This window comes from Streptomyces sp. NPDC101160, assembly GCF_044768205.1.
Classification (GTDB): Bacteria; Actinomycetota; Actinomycetes; order Streptomycetales; family Streptomycetaceae; genus Streptomyces.
Window position 1 is genome coordinate 453,500 of record NZ_JBIWPJ010000005.1, and the last position, 16,473, is coordinate 469,972.

General features: G+C 72.7%; 15 protein-coding genes. 6 read left to right on the top strand and 9 right to left on the bottom strand.

The features are described 5' to 3' along the window. Window positions 1-76: 76 nt before the first annotated feature. Window positions 77-2,266, top strand: coding sequence for a M4 family metallopeptidase (locus ACIRSU_RS18285; RefSeq protein ID WP_403793232.1), 2,190 nt, complete (start codon window positions 77-79; stop codon window positions 2,264-2,266). A 94-nt stretch (window positions 2,267-2,360) separates the two neighbouring features. On the opposite strand, the gene ACIRSU_RS18290 is transcribed toward ACIRSU_RS18285, so the two are convergent. Continuing rightward, window positions 2,361-3,083 carry a carbon-nitrogen hydrolase family protein gene (locus ACIRSU_RS18290; protein WP_403793234.1) on the bottom strand — a complete coding sequence of 241 codons (723 nt, stop codon included), beginning with the start codon at window positions 3,081-3,083 and terminating at the stop codon, window positions 2,361-2,363. Between the two features lie 311 nt (window positions 3,084-3,394). On the opposite strand from ACIRSU_RS18290, the gene ACIRSU_RS18295 reads away from it, so the two are divergent. Continuing rightward, complete coding sequence (locus tag ACIRSU_RS18295; RefSeq protein ID WP_403793236.1) at window positions 3,395-4,600, top strand: serine hydrolase domain-containing protein; 1,206 nt, start codon at window positions 3,395-3,397, stop codon at window positions 4,598-4,600. Here the strand turns inward: ACIRSU_RS18295 and ACIRSU_RS18300 are convergent. Further along, window positions 4,597-5,193, bottom strand: coding sequence for a TetR/AcrR family transcriptional regulator (locus tag ACIRSU_RS18300; RefSeq protein ID WP_403793238.1), 597 nt, complete (start codon window positions 5,191-5,193; stop codon window positions 4,597-4,599). The genes ACIRSU_RS18295 and ACIRSU_RS18300 overlap by 4 nt on opposite strands. Window positions 5,194-5,345: 152 nt before the next feature. Here ACIRSU_RS18300 and ACIRSU_RS18305 point away from each other — a divergent pair, with 152 nt between their 5' ends. Continuing rightward, window positions 5,346-7,814 carry a glycoside hydrolase family 3 protein gene (locus ACIRSU_RS18305; RefSeq protein ID WP_403793239.1) on the top strand — a complete coding sequence of 823 codons (2,469 nt, stop codon included), beginning with the start codon at window positions 5,346-5,348 and terminating at the stop codon, window positions 7,812-7,814. A 61-nt stretch (window positions 7,815-7,875) separates the two neighbouring features. Here the strand turns inward: ACIRSU_RS18305 and ACIRSU_RS18310 are convergent, their stop codons facing one another. Then, window positions 7,876-8,772: an SGNH/GDSL hydrolase family protein gene (locus ACIRSU_RS18310; protein WP_403793241.1), complete on the bottom strand. Its 897-nt coding sequence runs from the start codon at window positions 8,770-8,772 to the stop codon at window positions 7,876-7,878. Window positions 8,773-9,034: 262 nt separating this feature from the next. Here ACIRSU_RS18310 and ACIRSU_RS18315 point away from each other — a divergent pair, with 262 nt between their 5' ends. Further along, on the top strand, window positions 9,035-9,529 hold the full coding sequence (locus ACIRSU_RS18315; protein ID WP_403793243.1) for a DUF3145 domain-containing protein: 495 nt from the start codon (window positions 9,035-9,037) through the stop codon (window positions 9,527-9,529). Between the two features lie 66 nt (window positions 9,530-9,595). Further along, on the top strand, window positions 9,596-9,868 hold the full coding sequence (locus ACIRSU_RS18320; protein WP_403793245.1) for a hypothetical protein: 273 nt from the start codon (window positions 9,596-9,598) through the stop codon (window positions 9,866-9,868). A 227-nt stretch (window positions 9,869-10,095) separates the two neighbouring features. Here ACIRSU_RS18320 and fabF read toward each other — a convergent pair whose 3' ends face one another. From fabF to fasR, 5 genes are all read right to left on the bottom strand, one after another. Then, window positions 10,096-11,358, bottom strand: coding sequence for a beta-ketoacyl-ACP synthase II (gene fabF, locus ACIRSU_RS18325; protein WP_403793246.1), 1,263 nt, complete (start codon window positions 11,356-11,358; stop codon window positions 10,096-10,098). Window positions 11,359-11,452: 94 nt separating this feature from the next. Further along, window positions 11,453-11,701, bottom strand: coding sequence for an acyl carrier protein (locus ACIRSU_RS18330; RefSeq protein WP_403793247.1), 249 nt, complete (start codon window positions 11,699-11,701; stop codon window positions 11,453-11,455). 57 nt (window positions 11,702-11,758) lie between these two features. Further along, entirely contained in the window at window positions 11,759-12,760 is a 1,002-nt protein-coding gene (locus ACIRSU_RS18335; RefSeq protein ID WP_403793249.1) for a ketoacyl-ACP synthase III, read from the bottom strand. A gap of 18 nt (window positions 12,761-12,778) precedes the next feature. Beyond that, a complete protein-coding gene (locus ACIRSU_RS18340; protein ID WP_403793251.1) occupies window positions 12,779-13,711 on the bottom strand; it encodes an ACP S-malonyltransferase in 933 nt (310 codons plus the stop codon). An 89-nt stretch (window positions 13,712-13,800) separates the two neighbouring features. Beyond that, the gene (gene fasR, locus ACIRSU_RS18345) at window positions 13,801-14,982 is read right to left on the bottom strand and encodes a fatty acid biosynthesis transcriptional regulator FasR (protein WP_403793252.1); all 1,182 of its coding nucleotides are present in this window, start codon (window positions 14,980-14,982) and stop codon (window positions 13,801-13,803) included. 123 nt (window positions 14,983-15,105) lie between these two features. Here fasR and ACIRSU_RS18350 point away from each other — a divergent pair, with 123 nt between their 5' ends. Continuing rightward, a complete protein-coding gene (locus ACIRSU_RS18350) occupies window positions 15,106-15,774 on the top strand; it encodes a pirin family protein (protein ID WP_403793254.1) in 669 nt (222 codons plus the stop codon). An 83-nt stretch (window positions 15,775-15,857) separates the two neighbouring features. Here the strand turns inward: ACIRSU_RS18350 and ACIRSU_RS18355 are convergent, their stop codons facing one another. Continuing rightward, window positions 15,858-16,445, bottom strand: coding sequence for a helix-turn-helix domain-containing protein (locus ACIRSU_RS18355; protein WP_403793256.1), 588 nt, complete (start codon window positions 16,443-16,445; stop codon window positions 15,858-15,860). Window positions 16,446-16,473 lie beyond the last annotated feature (28 nt).

A 16,473-nucleotide genomic window follows, 5' to 3' on the forward strand; every position in this document is an offset into this window, starting at 1 on the left:
AGAGGTCCCCGACTTGCCATGTCCACACCCATACTCGGCGCGTCCCACCGTCTCCCCCCACCCGAACGGAGCAGACGTGCACCCCACCAGACTCCCGGCGGCCCTGGCCGCGCTCGCCCTGACGGCGAGCCTCGCGGGCACCTTCGCGGCCACCGCCTCCGCCGCGGCCCCGCAGGCGCGGCCCGTACCGCCCGGGCACGGCAAGTCGCTCGCGCTCGCCGCCGCCGACAAGGCCGCGGACAGCGGACTCGACGGGCTGCGCCACGGCGCCGACGAGGAACTCGTCCGCACCGCCGTCACCCCGTGGGCCGGCGGCCTCTACTACGCCGCCTACCAGCGCACCTACAAGGGCCTGCCGGTGGCCGGCGGTGACGCCGTCGTCGTCTCCGACAGCGCCGGCAAGGTCCGCGACATCGCCGCCGCACCCACCCCGGCGGCCCTCACGCTCTCCACCAGGGCCACGGTGACCGCGTCCGCCGCCCTCGCCACCGCCAAGGCGCGCCTGGCCCGCGTCGAGAGCGCGAGCACGCCCGAACTGACCGTGCTGCTCAAGGGGAACAAGCCGGTCCTCACCTGGCACACGCTGGTCGTGGGCCGCACCGCCAAGGGCCTGCCGAGCTCGCTCGACACCTATGTCGACGCCCGCACCGGCGCCGTCGCCCGCGTCCACGACAAGGTCGTGGACGCCGACGGCCGCGGCTACCACAACGGCAACGTCACCATCGACACCGCCGCCACCTCGATGACCGACCCGAACCGCTCCGGCCTGCGCTGCGGCGGGCAGAACGGCGGCACGTACACCGGCTCCTCGCCGTGGGGCAACGGCGGCGCCAACGACCTGGTGACGGCCTGCGTCGACATCATGTACGCGGCCCAGCGCGAGTACGACATGCTCAAGCAGTGGTTCGGCTACAACGGCCAGAACGGGCAGGGCGGGATGGTCCCGGCCCAGGCGGGCCTGGGCGACGTCAACGCCTACTACGACGGCACCAAGACCACCTTCGGCCACAACCAGCAGAACGCCAACCAGCTCACCGCCATCGACGTCGTCGCCCACGAGTACGGCCACGAGGTCTTCGACAAGACCCCCGGCAGCTCCGGCTCGTCCAACGAGAACGGCGGGATGAACGAGTCGACCGGCGACATCTTCGGCGCGCTCACCGAGGCCTTCGCCAACAACGCGAACGACACCCCGGACTACACCGTCGGCGAGAAGGTCAACTTCTTCGGCGACGGCAAGCCGATCCGCTACATGTACAACCCCTCGCTCGCCGGCGACCCCAACTGCTACCCGCAGCTGACCTCCGGCACCGAGGTGCACGCGGCGGCCGGCCCGCAGAACCACTGGTTCTACCTGCTCGCCGAGGGCTCCAACCCGGGCGGCGGCAAGCCCGCCAGCCCCATATGTTCCGGCGGCCCGTCCTCGGTGACCGGCATCGGCGTGCAGAAGGCCGGCAAGATCTTCATGGGCGCGCTGCTCATGAAGACCTCCTCCTGGAACCACCTCGCGGCCCGCAAGGCGACCCTGGCCAGCGCCAAGAACACCTACGGCAGCGCCGAGTGCAACGCGGTGAAGGCCGCCTGGAACGCCGTCGGCGTCCCGGCCCAGTCCGGTGAGACCGACTGCGGCGGCACCACCACTCCGGACTTCTCGCTCTCCCTGAACCCGGCCTCCGGCTCGGTCCAGCCGGGCGCCTCGGCCACCTCCACGGTCAGCACGGCCACCACCGGCGGCAGCGCGCAGACCGTGCAGCTCTCCGCGAGCGGCGCCCCGAGCGGCGTCACCGTCTCCTTCAGCCCGTCCTCGGTGACCTCCGGCGGCTCCTCGACCATGACGGTCCAGGTCGCGTCCGGCGCGGCGAACGGCACCTACCCGATCACCGTCACCGGTACGGGCTCCGCCACGCACACCGTGACCTACCAGCTGACGGTCGGCGGCACGACGCCGCCCACCGGCTGCGACAACACCGAGTACACGTACCGGGGCACGCTCGCCGACGGTCAGGCCCAGGCCCAGCCGGACGGCTCGTACTACTACTCGGCGACCTCCGGCACCCACGTGGGCTGCCTGCGCGGCCCGGCCGGCGCCGACTTCGACCTGTACCTGCAGAAGTGGAACGGGTCGGGCTGGGCGGACGTGGCGGTCGGCGGCACGGCGAGCGCCGACGAGGACATCACGTACAACGGCACCGCGGGCTACTACCGCTATCTGGTCCACGCCTACAGCGGCTCCGGCGCGTACACGCTGGGCCTGAGCGCCCCGTAGGGGGAGGACCGAAGAGCCCCTGACGGGCGCGGCGGTGGGTCACGGACCGGTGGTTCCGTGACCCTCCGTCAGGACCGGACGGCCGGTGAGGCGATCACCGGCCGTCCGGCACGTCCACGAGCACGTGCCCCGGCTTGTCCGGGCCGGCGTCCGCGAGCCGCTCGCCGTCCGGGCCCCAGGCGCCGGCCAGACCGCCGGCCACCCCGTCCTCGTTGGGCCCGAGGACGTTCGCCAGCACCACGTGCAGACCGAAGTCCCGGGCCCGCACCGGGTAGACGGCCTCGAAGGAGTCGTTGTCGGCGCCCAGCACCGAACTCGCCAGATAGGCCGCGCAGCCGTCGGCGGCGGCCCGCTCGGCGAGCGCGGGGAAGCGGTTGTCGTAGCAGGTGGCGGTCGCGAACCGGACGCCGTCGAGCTCGAAGCGCCCGTCGGCCGTGCCCGCCTCGAAGACCTCGGCCTCGATGCCGTACAGGTGCTGCTTGTCATAGCGGGCGAGCAGCGTGCCGTCCGGGCCGATCACCAGGCTGGTGATGGCGGGGCGCGAACCGGCGGCCCGCACCGGCCCGTTGACCACGGCCGCAGCCGAGACCGCCCGGCACGCCTCCCGTACGGGTTCGAGGCGCGGGTCGTCCTCGGTGAGGACGAGCTCGGGGTTGTCCCGGACGAGGCTCGGCTCGTAGCCGGTGAGGGACAGCTCGGCGAAGACGACGAGCCGGGCGCCCTCGGCACCGGCGGCGCGGACGAGGCCGGCGACGGCGCGGACGTTGGCGGCGATGTCCCCGGCGACCGGGGCGAACTGCGTGGCGGCGACGATCATGGCCTTCAGCTTCCCATGCCGACCTGTAAGGATCAATGGCGGGTTGGAGGTATTAACTCCGGCGAGTCGGGTCACGCGCCTCCCGTGCACAAGCTCCCTGCCCCGGAGCCGTGCACGCGGCCCTCACCGCCCACCCGTCGCTCGCCGGCGAGGGCCTGGCGGCGGTGGCGCGGTAGGGGCGCCGTCCGGGGCGCCCGGGGCGCCGAACGAGTGGACTCACCGGAACGCGGACCACGGGCGGCGTTCCGGCGCGGGTTCCGGTGGTGATCTGTGGCCGTCCGACCCCGTGAACCTGGAAGAGGCGCCCCACCATGCCACGTACCCACCGCCGTCGGCTGCTCGCCGCCACCCTGCTCGCGGCCTCCGTCATGGCCCCGTTCGCGACGGCCCCCGCCACGGCCGTCCCGGCGGCCGTCGGCGCCGGCCCGCACCACGGCGACGACTGCCCGCCCGGCGGCCTCGGACACGAGCTCACCGCCAAGCTGGACAGGACCGTCGAGGACGTCCGCAAGCAGGCCGCCGTCCCCGGACTCGTCGTCGGCCTGTGGCTGCCCGGCAGGGGCTGCTACGTCCGTACCAGCGGCGTCGCCGACAAGGCCACCGGACAGCCGATGTTCGCCGACACCTACGTCCGGATCGGCAGCGAGACCAAGACCTTCACGGTCACCGCGCTGCTCGAACTCGTCGACGAGGGCAGGGTGAGGCTGGACGACCCCATCGACACGTACATCCGCGGCGTTCCCAACGGCAAGAAGATCACGCTGCGCCACCTCGCCGAGATGCGCAGCGGCCTCTTCCCGTACACCTCCGACCCCGAGTTCATCCACGACCTGTACAGCGAGCCGGAGCGGCAGCTCGAACCGTGGGAGGCCCTCTCCTACGGCTACCGGCACAAGAACATCGCCGAGCCCGGCAAGACGTTCCAGTACTGCAACTCCAACCTCGTCCTGCTCGGCCTGGTGATCGAGAAGGTGACCGGCCGGCCGCTCAGGGACGTCATCCATGAGCGCGTCGTCCGCCCGGGCGGCCTGCGCCACACCTTCCTGCCGGAGGGTGCCGAGTTCCCCGAGCCGCACGCGCACGGCTACAGCAACCAGACGCTCACCGGGGCCGTCGCCGACACCACGGACTGGAACCCCAGCTGGGCCTGGGCGGCCGGCGGGATGATCTCCAACCTGCGGGACCTGCGCCACTGGGCCCCGGTCCTCGCCACCGGAGAGCTGCTCAGCCCCGAGACCCAGAAGCAGCGCCTGAAGCTGCTGCCGACCGGCTTCCCCGGTACCAGCTACGGCCTCGGCATCCTCAAGACCAACGGCTGGATCGGGCACAACGGCTCACTGCCGGGCTACGAGACCGTGACCGTCTACCTGCCCGAGCAGAAGGCGACCATGGTCCTCATCCTGAACACCGACTCCCTCGTCGCCGGAGGCCAGGAGCCGTCGACCCTGGTGGCCCGGGCGATCACCCGCGTCATCACCCCCGACCACGTGTACGCGGGCGGGATCACCCCGCGCTAGGGGGTGTCTCGACCCGCGCCGGCCGGACGGCCCGCCGGGGCGAGCAGCGCCAGGAAGTCCCGGAACGACGCCGGCATGTCCACCGCGTCCGGGTCGAGCAGCCACTGGAACTGGAGGCCGTCCATCACCGCCGTGAGCAGCGGCGCCACCCGCTCCGGGGTCAGGCCGCCGGGCAGCTCGGCGCCGTACTCGGCGCGCAGCACGTCGGCCATGTTCTCCCGCACCTGGACGTAGCGTTCGGTGAAGAAGGCGCGGGCCGGGTGGTCCTCCGTGACGCTCTCGCCGAGCAGCGCGGAGAAGGTCTGCACGATGCCGGGGCGCATGGCGTTGTACTCGACGAGCGACTCCATCAGGTCGAGGCGCCAGCGCTCCCGGTCCCGGCCGCCGCTGGTGTCCCAGCGGTCGCGCTCCTCCAGGACGGCGACGAGCAGCGCCTCCTTGGTCGGGAAGTAGTGCAGCAGGCCCTGCTGGGTGAGCCCGACCCGCTCCGCGACGGCGCCGAGTGACGCGCCCCGGTAGCCGCGCTCGGCGATCACTTCGAGGGCGGCCCGGACGATCTCCGTCCGCCGCTCCTCGCTCCTGGCCCGTGCCATCGCACTCGCCCCCTTCCGACGCCCTGACTCTGACAGGACCGTACGGCATCCCCACGAACTGAAGATAACGAAATGCTAACGTAACCTACCGATCTACAGGTAGGCGAGTCACCATGGCCGCACCCCAGCACTTCGGACCAGGAGGAACGGCCATGGCAGAGACGACGCCGCGGACCGACGCGGACACCGAGCGCGAGCAGGCCGTCGAGGCGGCCCTCGCCAAGCTCGACCTGGATGCCAAGACCCGGCTGCTCGCCGGCCAGGACATGTGGTCGCTGCCGGCCCTGCCCGAGATCGGCCTGGCCTCCCTGGTCATGTCCGACGGCCCGATCGGCGTCCGCGGCGTCCGCTGGACCGCCGACGACCCGTCCGTCGCGCTGCCCTCCCCCACCGCGCTCGCCGCCACCTGGGACCCGGCGCTCGCCCGCCGGGCCGGCCGGCTGCTCGCCCAGGAGGCCCGCCGCAAGCGCGTCCACGTCCTCCTCGCGCCCACCGTCAACCTGCACCGCAGCCCGCTGGGCGGCCGCCACTTCGAGGCGTACAGCGAGGACCCGTACCTCACCGGCGCCATCGCCACCGGCTACGTCCAGGGCGTCCAGGACGGCGGCGTCGGCACCACCGTCAAGCACTTCGTCGGCAACGACGCCGAGACCGACCGGTTCACCGTCGACAACCGGATCGCCCCGCGCCCGCTGCGCGAGCTCTACCTCGCGCCCTTCGAGGCCATCGTCAGGAACGCCCACCCGTGGGGCATCATGACCGCCTACAACCAGGTCAACGGCGTGACGATGACCGAGCACCACCACCTCGTCAACGAGGTGCTGCGCGGCGAGTGGGGCTTCGACGGCTACAACGTCTCCGACTGGATGGCCGCCCGCTCCACCAGGGCCGGCATCGAGGGCGGCCTCGACGTGGCCATGCCCGGCCCGCAGACCGTGTACGGCGAGGCGCTCGCCGCCGCCGTCCGGGCCGGCGAGGTCGACGAGAGCACCGTCGACACCGCCGTGCGCAACGTCCTCCGGCTCGCCGCCCGCGTCGGCGCCCTCGACGGCGTCCCGCCGGTCGTCGCCGAGCCGCCCGCCGGCATCGACGGCGACGCGCTGGCCCGCGAGATCGCCCGCCGCGGTTTCGTGCTCGTACGGAACGAGGGCCGGGCCCTGCCGCTCGCGGCCGGCGCGACCGTCGCCCTCTCCGGCGCCGCCGCCCGCGACGCCCGCGTCCTCGGCGGCGGCTCCGCGCAGGTCTTCCCCGAGCACACCGTCTCCCCGCTCGACGGCCTCACCGCCGCCCTCCCGGAGGGCACCCTCTCGTACGCGATCGGCGCCGACCCGAGCGACGAGCTCGCCCCGGCCGGCTCCCTCTCGCCCGGGTTCACCCTGCGCGCGGTGTGCCGTGACGCCCACGGCACGGTCATCGGCGAGGGCAGCCTGCCCAACGGCCAGGTCCAGTGGATCGGCGACGACCTGCCGGCCGGCGTCACCCACGACACCCTCGCCTCCATCGAGGTCACCGGCACCTTCACCCCGCGCGAGAGCGGCGAGCACGCCTTCGGCACCCGCGGCCTCGGCGCCTTCACGCTCACCGTCGACGGGCGGACGCTCTTCGACGGCGTGCAGACCATGGGCCCCGAGACCGACCCCTTCGAGGCGTTCTTCGGCTCGCCCGTCGAGCGCGGCCGGGTCGCCCTCACGGCCGGGCGGACCGTCGAGGTCTCCCTGCGGCACACCCTCGACAAGGAGTTCGCGGCCCCGCTGCCCGCAGTCATGTTCTCCTTCGTCCACCTCGGTCCGCGCCGTGACCCCGACGAACTGATCGCCGAAGCCGTCGAGGCCGCCCGCGCCGCCGACACCGCCGTCGTGGTCGTCGCCACCACCGAGCGCGTCGAGTCCGAGGGCTTCGACCGCAAGGACCTCGCCCTGCCCGGCCGCCAGGACGACCTCGTCCGGGCCGTCGCCGCCGCCAACCCGAACACCGTGGTCGTCGTCAACGCCGGCTCCCCGGTCGAGATGCCGTGGCGCGAGGACGTCGCCGCGATCCTGCTCAGCTGGTTCCCGGGCCAGGAGGGCGGCGCCGCCCTCGCCGACGTGCTCACCGGCGCCGAGGAGCCCGGCGGCCGGCTGCCCACCACCTGGCCGGCCGCCCTCGCCGACGTGCCCGTCACCGAGGTCACCCCGACCGACGGCCGACTCGACTACGCCGAGGGCGTGTTCATCGGCTACCGCGCCTGGGACAAGTCCGGCGCCGTCCCCGCGTACCCCTTCGGCCACGGCCTCGGCTACACCACCTGGTCGTACGACTCCCTCGTCGTCACCCCGGACAGCGCCACCGTCGCCCTCACCAACACCGGCGAGCGCACCGGCCGCGAGGTCGTCCAGATCTACCTCGCCCCGGTCGCCGGCGGCGCCGGACGCCCGGCGCGCTGGCTGGCCGGCTTCGGATGCGTCGAGGCCGCCGCGGGCGAGACCGTCGAGGTCAGGATCGAACTCCCGCGCCGCGCCTTCGAGATCTGGGACGAGGAGGCCGGCGAGCGGGGGGCCTGGACCCTCGTCACCGGTGCGTACGAGGTGCGGGCCGCCCACTCGCTGACCGACACCCGCCTCACGGCGACCCTGGAGATCTGACGTCTCTCCCCACCGGCCGGCCCCGGGGCGGAACCTGACACCGCCCCGGGGCCCTCGGCGTCTACTCCCGCGTGACCTGCCGGTACGCGAGCTCCGCGAGCCGCGCCTGGCCGTCCCGGCTCGGATGGAACCAGTCCCACGGGCTCAGCTGACCGTCGTCGAAGGCGAAGCCGAAGACCGCGCCGCCGTCGTAACGGCAGCGGGTGTCCTTCGCGCACACCTCCTGGAGCACCCGGTTGTACGCCACCACCCGCTCGCTCACCTGCGCGCGGCGCCGCTCGGCGGCCGGGCCCAGGTCCTCGGCGTCCTTCAGCATCGAGCCGCAGATGCCCAGTCGCCACACCTGACGGCCCATCGGGTTCACCCGGCCGGTCGCCCACAGCCGCTTCAGGTCCGGCACGCTCGACACGTACACCTGCGCCTTCGGCGCCCCGGTTCGCAGCCGGGCGAGGGCCGTCGTGAAGGAGGCGCGGAAGTCGGCGACCGGGGTCATCAGCTCGGGCCGGTCCCGGCAGACGTCGTTCGCGCCCATCATCACCGTGACCAGCTCCGGGCGCCGGGCCGCCGCCCGCGCCATCTGCGCGGGCAGTTCGGCCATCCGGGCCCCGGTCCTGGCCAGGTTCCAGCTCCGGCCCGCGACCCGTTCCGGGCCGAGCAGCCGCAGCGCGAGGCTGTTGACGGCCGCGTCCGTGCCGGTCGCCCACGAGACCTCGGGGCAGTCGGCGAGGACCGTACAGGCGTCGAAGGCGCGGGTGATGGAGTCGCCGACAGCGGCGACGGAGCCGGGGGCCGTGTTCCACACCGGCTTCGGCTTCGGCTTCGGCTTGGGCCTCGGCTGGGCCGCCGGGCGGGTGGCGTCCGCCGCGTCGCCGGCCGAGCAGCCCGCCAGGGCCGCCGTACCGAGCAGCGCCGCCGTCACCGCGGCGACAGCGGTGCTGAAACGTTTTCGCCCGCGCATTCGGGAGCCCCTCCTCCGGCGTCCTGGCGGGTGAAAGCTTGGTGCTCACCCGCCCCCGACCGACCGTACGTCACCCCGACGCGGGCCCGGCACGGTAGCTTTTCCCCCGTCGAACCAGAGGCGCCCCCGCCGATCGGCTCCGGTAAATTACATCACGTCACATGCTGTCCCCTTTTTGGGGGTTTGCGAAGACTGCTTCTCGTGATGATGTTTACTGAGGCCGCTGGGTACGGCGAACCTCGTCCCCACACTGGAGGTCCCGGTGACGACACGTGGAGTCCTGTACGTACACTCCGCACCGCGCGCGCTCTGCCCGCACGTCGAATGGGCGGTCGCGGGCGTCCTCGGTGCGAGGGTCCAGCTCGACTGGATCCGTCAGCCGGCGTCCCCCGGGACCTGGAGAGCCGAGTTCTCCTGGCAGGGCGAGACCGGCACGGCCTCCAAACTCGCCTCCGCGCTGCGCGGCTGGCAGATGCTCCGCTTCGAGGTCACCGCGGAACCCTGCTCCAACGCCGAGGGCGAGCGGTACAGCGCCACGCCCGAGCTCGGCATCTTCCACGCGGTGACCGGCATCCACGGCGACATCCTCGTCCCCGAGGACCGGCTGCGCGCCGCCCTGGCCCGCGCCACCCACGGCGAGACGCAGCTGGAGGCCGAGATCGCCAAGCTGCTCGGCAAGCCCTGGGACGACGAGCTGGAGCCCTTCCGATACGCGGGCGAGGGCGCCCCGGTCCGCTGGCTGCACCAGGTGGTCTGAGGAACCCGGCTGCTCTGGATTCCCCGCCGGGGGCCCGCAGGGGGCGGGCCCGGGGCAGGGGGCGAGATGCGTAGACGTCCGGCGGCCGCGACGGCCGCCGTTCTGCTGTCCGGGGCGCTCTTCGGCGCGGCCGCGGTGCTGCTCGGCGGCTTCGTCGTCGAGGGGCTCGGCGAGATGAACTTCGCCTGCGAGGGCTCCTGGCCCGACGGCGGCACCGTGTGGTGGTGGCTCCTCGCGGGCGCCGCCCTGCTCGCGGCGGGCCGCGCGGGCTTCGTGCTGGCCGTCGAGGACCGCGCCGTCCGGGGCCGCGCAGCCGAGAGCGTCGTCGGCGTCAACTGAGACTTCTGCTCGCACATGCAGAGGCCCCCTGCCGGGACGTTCCGGCAGGGGGCCTTCAGCAGGCGTGTGACGGCGGATCAGACCGTACGGAAAGCCAGCACCACGTTGTGGCCGCCGAAACCGAACGAGTTGACCTCTCCCCCGTGCGCCCCTCGCACCGCTTCGCGGGCTTCGGAGCGCTGTGCCGGACTCCGTCCGGCGGGCCGTGGGGGCCCGGCCGAGGCGGATCAGACCGTACGGAAGGCCAGCACCACGTTGTGGCCGCCGAAACCGAACGAGTTGTTGATCGCGGCGATCGTGCCCTGCGGCAGCTCGCGCGGGGTGTCGCGGACGATGTCGGCCTCGACCTCCGGGTCCAGCTCGTCGACGTTGATCGTCGGCGGGGCGATGCGGTTGTGCAGCGCCAGGACCGTGGCGACGGTCTCGATGCCGCCGGCGCCGCCGAGCAGGTGGCCGGTCATCGACTTGGTCGCGGAGACCGCGACGTGGTCCAGGTCGTCGCCCAGGACCTTGCGCAGCGCCTTGATCTCGGCGACGTCGCCCTGCGGGGTCGACGTGGCGTGGGCGTTGAGGTGCACGACCTCGGACGGCTTGAGGTCCGTGTCGTCGAGCAGGTTCTGCAGCGCGGCGGCGATGCCGCGGCCGGTCGGCTCGGGCTGCGCGATGTGGTGGCTGTCGGCGGACAGGCCCTGGCCCAGCGCCTCGCAGTAGATCCGCGCGCCGCGCGCCTTGGCGAACTCCTCGGACTCGAGCACGACGACGCCCGCGCCCTCGCCCAGGATGAAGCCGTCACGGCCCTTGTCGTAGGGGCGGGAGGCCTTCTGGGGCTCGTCGTTGTTCTTGGACATCGCCATCATGTTGGCGAAGGCCGCGATCGGCAGCGGGTGGATCGCCGCCTCGGTGCCACCGGCGACGACCACGTCGGCACGGCCGGAGCGGATCATCTCGATGGCGTAGCCGATGGCCTCGGCACCCGACGCGCACGCGGAGACCGGGGTGTGCACGCCCGCCCGGGCGTTCACCTCCAGGCCGACGTTGGCGGAGGGGCTGTTGGGCATGAGCATCGGCACGGTGTGCGGGGAGACACGGCGGACGCCGGACTCCTTCAGCACGTCGTACTGGTCGAGCAGCGTGGTGACACCGCCGATGCCGGAGGCGATGACGGAGCCGAGCCGCTCGGGCTCGATCTTCTCGTCCTCACCGGCCGGGGCGGTGTAGCCGGCGTCGGCCCACGCCTCGCGGGCCGCGATCAGCGCGAACTGCGCCGAGCGGTCCAGCTTGCGGGCCAGCGGCCGGGGGAGCACCTCGGAGGGGTCCACCGCGGCGAGCGCGGCGATCCGGACGGGCAGCTCGGCGAAGCGCTCGCCCTCCAGGGGCTTCACGCCGGAGCGGCCCGCGAGGAGGCCCTCCCACGTGGAAGCGGAGTCGCCACCCAGCGGAGTGGTTGCGCCGATACCGGTGACGACCACGGTGCGATTGGTCGAGCTCACAGGAATTCTTTCTCCATGTGTGTGATGGTCGAAAAACGGCGCCACCGCCGGGTGGCGAACCGGTTCAGCCGGACCAGGTCCGGCTGCGGCCGAATCAGGCCTGGTGCTCGAGGATGTAGTTCGTGGCGTCGCCGACGGTGCGGAGACCCTTGACGTCCTCGTCGGGGATCTTGACGTCGAAGCGCTCTTCGGCGGCCACGACGACCTCGACCATGGACAGGGAGTCGACGTCCAGGTCGTCGGTGAAGGACTTGTCGATCTCGACGTCCTCGACCGGGATGCCGGCGATCTCGTTCACGATCTCGGCGAGGCCCTTGACGATCTCGTCCTGGGTGAAGGCCATGGTGGCGCTCCTTCTGGTGTGTTCTGTAGAAAAGGGCTTCCGGATGATCCGGAGTGCCTAGGGGAGAGTAACGACCGTCGCGGCGAAGACGAGACCCGCCCCGAAGCCGATGATGAGCGCCGTATCGCCGCTCTTGGCCTTGCCGGTCGCCAGGAGCCGCTCCATCGCGAGCGGGATCGAGGCGGCCGAGGTGTTGCCGGTGGTCTCCACGTCACGGGCGACCGTGACGTGCTCCGGCAGTTTGAGCGTCTTCACCATCGAGTCGATGATCCGCATGTTGGCCTGGTGCGGGATGAAGACGTCCAGGTCGTCCGCCGAGATGCCGGCGGCGTCCAGAGCCTGCTGGGCGACCTTCGCCATCTCGAAGACGGCCCAGCGGAACACCGCCTGGCCCTCCTGCGTGATGGCCGGGAACCGCTCCACGGAGCCTTCACGGTAGTCGTTCCACGGCACCGTCTGCTTGATGGTCTCGGACTTGTCGCCCTCGGAACCCCACACGGTGGGACCGATGTGCGGCTCCGGCGAGGGGCCGACGACCACGGCACCGGCGCCGTCACCGAACAGGAAGGCCGTCGCGCGGTCCTCCAGGTCCGTCAGGTCGCTGAGCCGCTCCACGCCGATGACGAGGACGTACTCGGCGGAACCCTCGACGATCATGCCCTTGGCGAGGGTCAGGCCGTAGCCGAAGCCCGCGCAGCCGGCGGAGATGTCGAAGGCGGCCGGCTTGCCGGCGCCGATCTTGTCGGCGATCTCGGTGGCCACCGCCGGGGTCTGCTTGAAGTGCGAGACCGTGGAGACGACGACCGCGCCGACCTGCTCGGGGGTGATCCCGGCGTCGGCGATGGCCTTGCCCGCGGCCTCCACCGACATCGCGGTGACGGTCTCCTCGGGCGACGCCCAGTGGCGGGTCGCGATGCCGGAGCGGGAGCGGATCCACTCGTCGGACGAGTCGATCTTCTCCAGGATCACCTCGTTGGGCACCACACGGGTCGGGCGGTAGCCGCCGACGCCCATGATGCGCGCGTAGGGGTGGCCCTTGCTGGGCTGGATCTTCGCCATGCTTCTCGACACTCCTTGTCAGGCCGTGGCCGTGTCAGTGGACGTCGACTCTGCGATAAGCGTGCGGGCTGCGTCGAGGTCGTCGGGGGTCTTCAGCGCCACGGTGGGGACACCGGGCAGGGCGCGCTTGGCGAGACCGGTCAGGGTGCCGCCGGGGCACACCTCGACGAGACCGGTGACGCCGAGTTCCTTGAAGGTCTCCATGCACAGGTCCCAGCGGACCGGGTTGGCGACCTGGCCGACCAGGCGCGCGATGACCTCCGCGCCGGTGGTCACGACCTGGCCGTCCTTGTTGGAGACGTAGCGCGTGGTCGGGGCGGCCGGGGACAGCTGCTTCGCCGCCTCCTCCAGCTTGGCCACCGCGGGGGCCATGTGGTGCGTGTGGAACGCGCCCGCGACCTTCAGGGCCACGACGCGGCGGACGCCCTCGGGCTTGTCCGCCTCCAGGGCGGCCAGCTGCTCCAGGGTGCCGGCGGCGACGATCTGGCCGGCTCCGTTCACGTTCGCCGGGGTCAGGCCGAGCTTCTCGAGGTGCGGGACGGTCACCTCGGGGTCGCCGCCGAGCAGCGCCGACATGCCGGTCTGCGTGATCGCGGCGGCCTCGGCCATCGCCAGACCGCGGGTGCGTACGAGACGCAGCGCGGCGAGGTCGTCGAGGACGCCCGCGAAGGCGGCCGCGGTGATCTCGCCGACGCTGTGACCGGCGACGGCGCCGGGCGTGACGTCACCGAGGGCGGCGGCGGACAGCAGGCCGGCCGCGACGAGCAGCGGCTGGGCCACGGCGGTGTCGCGGATCTCGTCCGCGTCCGCCTTCGTGCCGTAGTGGGCAAGGTCGAGCCCGATGGCGTCGGACCAGGCCGCGACGCGGTCGGCGGCACCGGGGAGTTCGAGCCAGGGAGTCAGGAAGCCGGGCGTCTGGGCGCCTTGGCCGGGAGCGACGAGTACGAGCACCCTCACACTCTCTCTTGGGGACGGTCCCTGACGCCCGTGGGGACAAGGACGAAGAACCGTCGGGGGAATTGTTGGTGTTCGACAAAAGTCTAGGACTGCGTATCTGCGTCGGCCAAGCGCCCCAGAATCAGCGCGATCCGCAGAGTGAACGCGGAGCGGACATCGGAGGGTGACCATCCGGTGACGTCGGTCACACGTCGAAGCCGGTAGCGCACGGTGTTCGGGTGTACGAAGAGCATCCGCGCCGCGCCCTCCAGGCTGCTCGCCTGCTCCAGATAGACACTCAGCGTTTCGAGCAGCGCCGAACCCGCCTCCTCCAGCGGTCTGTAGATCTCCTCCACCAACTGCTCGCGCGCCGAAGGGTCGGAGGCGATCGCGCGCTCCGGGAGGAGATCATCCGCGAGGACCGGCCGCGGGGCGTCCTGCCACGCCGAAGCGGCCTTCAGACCGGCCGCGGCGGCCTGCGCGGACCGGGTCGCGGCGAGCAGGTCGGGTACGACGGGACCGGCCACGACCGGGCCGGCGGCGTACGGGCCGATCAGCGCCTTCGCCACGGCCAGCGGGTTGTCGTTGCCGCCCGCGATGACGACCAGACGGTCGCCGAGGACACCGGTGAGCACCTGGAGCTTGGCGTGCCGGGCGGCGCGGCGGATCGCCTCCACCGTCAGCTCGGAGTCGCCGTCCGGGGCGGTGCCGAGGACCACGCACACGTGCTCCGGCGAGTTCCAGCCGAGCGCTGCGGCGCGGGACACGGCGCCCTCGTCGGCCTCGCCGGACAGCACCGCGTTCACGACCAGGGACTCGAGCCGGGCGTCCCAGGCACCGCGCGCCTCCGCCGCCTGCGCGTACACCTGGGCGGTCGCGAAGGCGATCTCCCGCGCGTACACGAGCAGCGCCTCGCGCAGCACGCTCTCGTCGCCCGGCGCCGCGACCTCCTCGATCGCGGCCTCCATGACCTCGATCGTCGTCCGCACCATCTCGACGGTCTGACGCAGCGTGATCGCCCGGGTCAGTTCGCGCGGCGCTGTGCCGAAGACGTCGGTGGAGATCGCCTGCGGGGTCTCCGGGTGCCGGAACCACTCCGTGAACGCGGCGATACCGGCCTGCGCGACCAGACCGATCCACGACCGGTTCTCGGGCGGCATCGCCCGGTACCACGGCAGCGACTCGTCCATGCGGGCAATGGCGTTGGCGGCGAGCCGCCCGGAGGACTGTTCGAGGCGCTTCAGGGTCGCGGCATGCGGGTGAGCGGCGTTCACGGGTTCAGACACGGGGACAAGACTGCCTTATCGGGACGGCCGTGTGCGGGGGCGGGGCGGAGTCGGGACGGAGTCGGGTCGGAGTCGGGACGGTTTCGCGGGGCGCGCGGGCCCCCGACGACTACCGTGGGCGCCGTGATACGCATCCAGCGCGCCGGCGAGCGCTACTCCGGCGGCGACCCCGAGGCCGGCATCGACACCCGGCACGCCTTCTCCTTCGGTTCGCACTACGACCCCGACAACCTGCGCTTCGGGGCGCTGATCGCCTGCAACGAGGAGCGTCTCGCGCCGGGCGCGGGCTTCGACGAGCACCCGCACAGCCACACCGAGATCGTCACGTGGGTGGTGGAGGGCGAGCTGACCCACCGCGACTCGGCGGGCCACGCGACGGTCGTCGGGCCGGGGGACGTGCAGCACCTGAGCTCGGCGGCCGGGGTGCGGCACGTGGAGCGCAACGACGGCACCGAGCCGCTCGTCTTCGTCCAGATGTGGCTGGCGCCGGCCGAGCCCGGCGGGGAGCCCTCGTACGACGTCGTCCGCGGCATCGCCGACGCCACCCCGTACGCCCTGCCGGCGGCGGGCGCGATGCTGCACGTGCGCCGCCTGGAGACGGGCGAGCGGGCGGCGCTGCCGGACGCGGACCTCCTGTACGTGCACGTGGTGCGCGGCACGGTCCGGCTGGCGGGCGAGGAGCTGGCGGCGGGGGACGCGGCGCGCGTCTCCGCCGAGCGGGACCTCGCGCTGCTCGCGACGGGGGACGCGGAGGTCCTGGTGTGGGAGATGCGGAGCGCTTCCGGCGGCTAGGGCACCAGGTGGACGGTCGGCGCGGACGACGGCCTACAAGGGCACCAGATGGGTGGTCGGCGCGGACGACGGCCTGCTGGGCGCTAGGCGGACGGTCCGGCGCGGACGACGGCCTGGTCTCCGCGGGGACCGAAGAGGTGCAGGATCTCCACGGCGCTGTCGTCCGCGGGGCCGAACCAGTGGGGCTCCGTGGTGTCGAACTCGGCCACCTCGCCGGGCAGCAGTGTGACGTCCCGCGCCCCGAGGATCAGGCGCAGCCGGCCGGCGAGGACGTAGAGCCATTCGTAGCCCTCGTGCGTGACCGGTTCCGGCGGGCGGGGTGACAGCACCTGCTTGAAGACCTGCACGCGGCCCGGGTACTGCGTCAGCGGCACGAGGACGCTCCCGCGCTGCTTGCGCAGGGGCTGGAGGTGCACCCGCGGGTCGCCGCTGGCCGGCGCCGCCACCAGCTGGTCGAGCGCGACGCGGTGCGCCCGGGCCAGCGGGATGAGCAGGTCGAGGGTCGGGCGCCGGATGCCCGACTCCACCCGGGACAGTGTGCTGACCGAGATCCCGGTGGTGGCCGCGAGGGCCTCGAGGGTGAGTCCCCGGTCCTTGCGCAGCCTGCGCAGCCGGGGCCCGATGCCGTCGAGGATCTGCTCCAGCTCCGTGTCCCTGGCTTCTGTGTCCATGGACCCAGTCTCGCAGTCCGCTTTGCGG

What these genes read in the sequence shown, in the direction of transcription:
- ACIRSU_RS18290 (WP_403793234.1), bottom strand. Translation starts at nt 3,083, where the DNA reads ATGATCGTCGCCGCCACGCAGTTCGCCCCGGTCGCCGGGGACATCGCC.
- ACIRSU_RS18320 (WP_403793245.1), top strand. Translation starts at nt 9,596, where the DNA reads ATGCGTAGACGTCCGGCGGCCGCGACGGCCGCCGTTCTGCTGTCCGGG.
- ACIRSU_RS18295 (WP_403793236.1), top strand. Translation starts at nt 3,395, where the DNA reads ATGCCACGTACCCACCGCCGTCGGCTGCTCGCCGCCACCCTGCTCGCG.
- ACIRSU_RS18355 (WP_403793256.1), bottom strand. Translation starts at nt 16,445, where the DNA reads ATGGACACAGAAGCCAGGGACACGGAGCTGGAGCAGATCCTCGACGGC.
- ACIRSU_RS18335 (WP_403793249.1), bottom strand. Translation starts at nt 12,760, where the DNA reads ATGGCGAAGATCCAGCCCAGCAAGGGCCACCCCTACGCGCGCATCATG.
- ACIRSU_RS18300 (WP_403793238.1), bottom strand. Translation starts at nt 5,193, where the DNA reads ATGGCACGGGCCAGGAGCGAGGAGCGGCGGACGGAGATCGTCCGGGCC.
- ACIRSU_RS18305 (WP_403793239.1), top strand. Translation starts at nt 5,346, where the DNA reads ATGGCAGAGACGACGCCGCGGACCGACGCGGACACCGAGCGCGAGCAG.
- ACIRSU_RS18310 (WP_403793241.1), bottom strand. Translation starts at nt 8,772, where the DNA reads ATGCGCGGGCGAAAACGTTTCAGCACCGCTGTCGCCGCGGTGACGGCG.
- ACIRSU_RS18330 (WP_403793247.1), bottom strand. Translation starts at nt 11,701, where the DNA reads ATGGCCTTCACCCAGGACGAGATCGTCAAGGGCCTCGCCGAGATCGTG.